Origin of the sequence: Borrelia crocidurae (assembly GCF_000825665.2) — a bacterium.
GTDB classification, from domain to species: Bacteria; Spirochaetota; Spirochaetia; order Borreliales; family Borreliaceae; genus Borrelia; species Borrelia duttonii.
Genome location: NZ_LN609267.1, coordinates 372,569 through 377,733 on the forward strand (window position 1 = coordinate 372,569; position 5,165 = coordinate 377,733).

The window sequence follows — 5,165 nt, forward strand, 5'->3', positions numbered from 1 at the left end:
GTTTTATATGTATTCTCCAATACACTCATTAAAACAAGTAAAATAGAATTTGAATCATAACAACCAATATCAATCCTCTTTAAAAATTTACAAAGTGTTCTAAGTAACCTTGAATTTGAAAAAACAAGAGAAGAACTTTTAACAAGATTTCTAAAACTCTTAAAGATCAAAAATTTCAATAAAGATTTACAGTCAATAAAAATTACCATTGAATGATATGGATGAGATATTAGATATTCAAATCTACTAATCAATTTTTCATGATTTTTAAACACATCTATTGGCGCTCCAAGAAAATAAATCCTATCTGGTTTTGAATATATATCTTTTAAATTAGCCATTATTACCCTCTAATAATAATTTAAAGTGAGCAAGTGCATAAACAATAGCTGTATCAGCTCTTAAAATAGGAGTATTAAATCTTACAAATTTAAAATTCAATTTTTTAAAAAAATCAATTTCCAACTTTGAAAAACAACCCTCAGGACCTATTAAAATCCCAATTTTACCAAAAACACTAATGTTTTCACCCAAATGCAAAAAATCACCCTTACTATAAGCAACGTAATAATTCACAGATGAAGAATAGGGAATACTAAAAAAATCATTATAAAAATTAATACTGGGAATTTGAGCATTTCCACTTTGTTTTAAAGCCTCATCTATTATCTTTAAAAATCTTAATTTCTTTGGTTCTAAATTATACATATCTAGCTTAGCAATAGAATTATCAGCATTAACAATATTTATACTATTAACACCAATCTCAACAACTTGTCTTAAACTTAAATCTAATTTCCTACCCTTAAGATTTGATATAAATATATCTATTTCAAAGTCACGCATCTTAAGTTCCTCTACTCTAAGAGTAGCAAACCTAATTCGGTGATTTTCTATACTCAAAATTTCAGAAAATCTTATCTCTCTTTTACCTAAAAGAATATTCAATCTATCACCTACCCTTAATCTTCTTACATTAACAAGATAGTGATAAATCTTAATATCATCAATAATGATGTCATTATCAAATAGACAACTATAATCTAAAACTATTTGTTTCACAAATTAATTTTGTGTCCCTTTCTTTACAAGATATTCATAAGCAGTTTTTAAGACTTCATCATAATATAAATTATAAATTGGCTGATTATGGTGTATATCTTGATAAAACTGCAAAAACAAATAACGTCCCAAAGCTTTCTTATCTATATTATTAATAGCCTTACCAGCCTTTACATAAGAAGTTTCAAGAAATTTATCCACAAAAATATCTACCTCTTCCTCAGAAAGCGATTTTTTATTTATCTTGCTATTTAAAAACTTTTCTATAGCCTCCTCATTAAGCATTCGAGTATAAACTCCAAATTCAACTTCAGATAATTCTCTTTCCTTAATCTCCAAATCAGGTTTAATACCAACATTATGAATACTCTGTCCAGAAGGAGTATAATATTTTGAATGTGTAATCTTAAATCCTCCTGTATGGAAAGGCACTATACGCTGAATCACTCCTTTTCCATAAGATTTTTCACCTATAACATACACTCTTTGATTATCTCTTAAAGCTCCAACTAAAACTTCTGAAGCTGATGCTGAATATTTATCAATCAAAGCAACAATTGGCATATCTAAAGGTACTATATGTGAAGAATCGGCTCTATACTCCCTTGTGACATATTCTAAAGGTATTTTAAAATCTCTTGCCTTTGTTGATACAATGAGTCCTTCAGCCAAAATATCATTTGCAATTTCTATTGCATCGGTAAGATAACCTCCAAGATTAAGCCTTAAATCTAAAATTAAAGATTTGATATTTTGCAATTTAAGTTTTTCAAAAGCTTTTTTAAAGTAAATATTAGTACTTGGATTAAAACTTAATATCCTAATATATCCGACATCATTATTAATAACACTATATTTAATTGTTTCTATATCTATCTTTTCTCTCACAAGATCATATTCAAGTTCTAAATTTTTATTTCTCAAAATAGAAATTTTAACTTTTGTACCCGCTTTGCCCTTCAAAAGTTCACTAACCTGCTCTATTGTCATAGAATCAGTACCATTACCATCAATAGCTTTAATATAATCACCAGAGCGAACACCAGCTCTATAAGCAGGTCCTTCTTCAAAAGCATTAATAATCATTATATAAGGAATATCAGAAGCAGTATTGCTAGATTTTTTCGAAAGCTCCTTTTTTGCAATAACAACCCCAATTCCCACATAATTTCCCTCAGTAGTTTTTGAAATCTCTACTAAATCTTTTTTTGTCAAATACTGAGAATAAGGATCATTTAATGCCTTAAACATACCCTGTAAAGCCCCTTCAAAAACAGCCTCATCATCAATAGGTTCAACATAATTTTTCTTAATAAAATTAAAAGCCTCCATCATCATCTGACCATAACTTGATGCAGACAAATTGCTCTTAGAAGAATTTGCTTGAGCAAAAATAGACTCTACAATAACTGAAGAACTGATAACTAAAGCTAATACAACGTATAAAAATACCAAAAATTTCTTTTTCATTGAAAAATTCCTACACAAATAAAACTTGATTTTATCTTCATAATATAATATTTTAAGATTATGTTAAAGATAAATAGCTTAAAAACAAAAAGAATAATCATGACTCTCATTATCGCAATGCAAACAATTGCAAGCACATTAATTTTATTAGCACTATATAAACTCACAAGCAATACAATATTTATAAACAATTCTATCAATAATACTTTGTAGGAATAGATTTATTTATATCTTCTCCAGAATTATGATTAACAGATTGTATTTCAATATATACTCTACGATCAACTTAAAATTCTAAGCAATTTAATTAACATAACTAAAAGCCTGCAAATCATAATGAACATTTTGCTTGCTACATTAGGATTAGCTCTTGAATTATTCAAAACATATCAGCCATGGCTATTTACTTTTTTAGCAATAATAATAATCACTTACGTTATATTTAACTTAGTGATTTTGATTCTACTTAAATTCAAGGACAAAATAACGGAGTAACGGTTGATTATCATTCCTATAGCTAGTGGAAAAGGAGGAGTTGGCAAATCCCTTTTTTCAACCAATATTGCAATTTGTCTTGCAAATGAAGGAAAAAAAGTATTACTTGTAGATCTTGACCTGGGTGGTTCCAATTTACACTCTATGCTTAATATTATACCCAAAAAAAGCATTGGAACATTTCTCAAAACACAAATTCCTTTTCAAGACATCATCCTTGAATCGGGCATAAAAAATTTAAATTTTATCGCGGGAGACTCAGATATCCCAGAACTTGCAAATATAGCTATCTTTCAAAAGAAAAAAATAATAAGAAATTTAAAAAATCTAAACTACGATTATCTAATCATTGATCTTGGAGCTGGAACAGCATTTAATACAATAGATTTTTTTTTAATGTCAAATAGAGGAGTAATAGTAACAATTCCAACAGTAACAGCAACAATGAATGCCTATTTATTCTTAAAAAACGCAATCTTTAGACTAATATCAAAAATATTTACAAAAGAAACAAAAGCATACAAAATAGTATCCAATATAAGAAAAGATTCTACAGATTTACAAAAAATATACATACCAAATCTTCTACTTAAAATAGAGGAATATGATCCTGAAAATTATGCAAAATTTATGCAAATATTCGCACAATTTAGTCCCTTCATTATATTTAACATGTTAAACAAACCTGAGGATATTATTAAAACTGAAAAAATACTAAAGTCGGCGAAAAATTATTTAAATATAAATTTACAAAGTATAGGCTCAATTTATAAAGATGAACTTGTTGATCAAGCATTAAATCACAAAATACCAATAACTATTTATAAACCAACAAGTTTAATTTCACAAAGCATAAAAAAAATAGCTAAAAGATTAATTGAACTTGAAGATGTAATAAACGATGTAGAGCTTTTAAATGAAGATGACTTAAATGAAAGCTACTATTTTGTAATAAAAGAAGCACAAGATGAATATTTAGAAAAATACGCATATCTTGAATCATTATTGATGAATAAAACAATAGACAACAATGCAATAATTGATATAATCAAATCTCAACAAAAAGAAATTGCAACACTTAGAAAACAAAATATAATGTTTAAAAAAAAATTATTTACAAAATTAAAAAAAGACTAAGGAGACAGAAATGCCAAATTATATAAATTATCCTAGCTGGTTGCATCCCGAAATAATTAAAGGAATTCCAATTACATGGTATAGCCTATCTTATATCATCATTATAATAATTTCTTACAAATTTATCTGGTATCAAATCAGGAATGACAAACTTGACATAGACAAAAATGATTATGAGCAATTAATGTTTTCCATCGTCATGGGCGCAATCATTGGAGGTAGATTAGCATCTACTTTAATTTATGATAAAAGTGGTATTTATTATACACACCCATGGATGATTTTTTTACCATTTGACCAAAACTGGAATTTTACAGGCTTTAGAGGAATGGCAATACACGGAGGATTTTTTGGAGTCATTATTGCACCATTAATAATGATAAACACAAAACTTAAAAACACGAATGTAAAAAAATATTTTAAAAAAATAACAGATTATGGCGCAATAGCTTTCTCTTCAGGATATATACTTGGAAGACTTGCTAATTTTGCAAATGCAGAACTTTATGGAAGACCAATGAAAGGTGGTGTAATCTTTCCAAATGCAGAACCTTTTAAAATAAGCCAAAATGGAGTCAAAGAATTCGCAGAATCGGTTGGCCTTGAAATATTACCTCATGATTTATTTATTAATTTACCAAGAATCCCATCCCAACTCATAGAAGGATTGTTCGAAGGACCTGTAATCTTTTTATTATTATGGTTCATATTTAGAAAAATCAAAAAATATGATGGCTTTATCTTTGGTGTATACATAATACTTTATGGAATATTTAGATTTTTAATTGAATACCTAAGAGAGCCTGATAAAGAAATAGGATTTATTATAACTTACAGAAAACCTGAGAGCATATTGGACTTTTCATTTTTAAATATATCAATGGGCCAAATATTTTCGTCAATTTTAATATTAGCAGGAATAATCTGGCTTATATGGACTAAAAAACAAGTAAAAAAAACTAAATAAGTAAAATCAAGGAGGCTATATGATTCAACACTAT

4 protein-coding genes and 1 pseudogene are annotated in these 5,165 nt (G+C 27.6%); 2 read left to right on the forward strand and 3 right to left on the reverse strand.

From position 1 onward, the window contains the following. The 3 genes and pseudogenes from BN1173_RS04555 to BN1173_RS01820 form a co-directional block, all read right to left on the reverse strand. Positions 1-341, reverse strand: a pseudogene (locus BN1173_RS04555) (hypothetical protein); the annotation flags it as partial. Beyond that, positions 334-1,062, reverse strand: a complete 729-nt coding sequence (locus tag BN1173_RS01815) for a 16S rRNA (uracil(1498)-N(3))-methyltransferase (RefSeq protein ID WP_014696228.1) — start codon at positions 1,060-1,062, stop codon at positions 334-336. The gene BN1173_RS01815 and the pseudogene BN1173_RS04555, both read right to left, overlap by 8 nt. Before the next feature lie 3 nt (positions 1,063-1,065). After that, positions 1,066-2,532 carry a S41 family peptidase gene (locus BN1173_RS01820; protein WP_040236260.1) on the reverse strand — a complete coding sequence of 489 codons (1,467 nt, stop codon included), beginning with the start codon at positions 2,530-2,532 and terminating at the stop codon, positions 1,066-1,068. 498 nt (positions 2,533-3,030) lie between these two features. Here BN1173_RS01820 and BN1173_RS01830 point away from each other — a divergent pair, with 498 nt between their 5' ends. Together BN1173_RS01830 and lgt are read left to right on the forward strand one after the other, a co-directional pair. Continuing rightward, complete coding sequence (locus BN1173_RS01830; RefSeq protein WP_040236267.1) at positions 3,031-4,164, forward strand: MinD/ParA family protein; 1,134 nt, start codon at positions 3,031-3,033, stop codon at positions 4,162-4,164. A 10-nt stretch (positions 4,165-4,174) separates the two neighbouring features. Beyond that, the gene (lgt, locus tag BN1173_RS01835; RefSeq protein ID WP_040236268.1) at positions 4,175-5,131 is read left to right on the forward strand and encodes a prolipoprotein diacylglyceryl transferase; all 957 of its coding nucleotides are present in this window, start codon (positions 4,175-4,177) and stop codon (positions 5,129-5,131) included. Positions 5,132-5,165 lie beyond the last annotated feature (34 nt).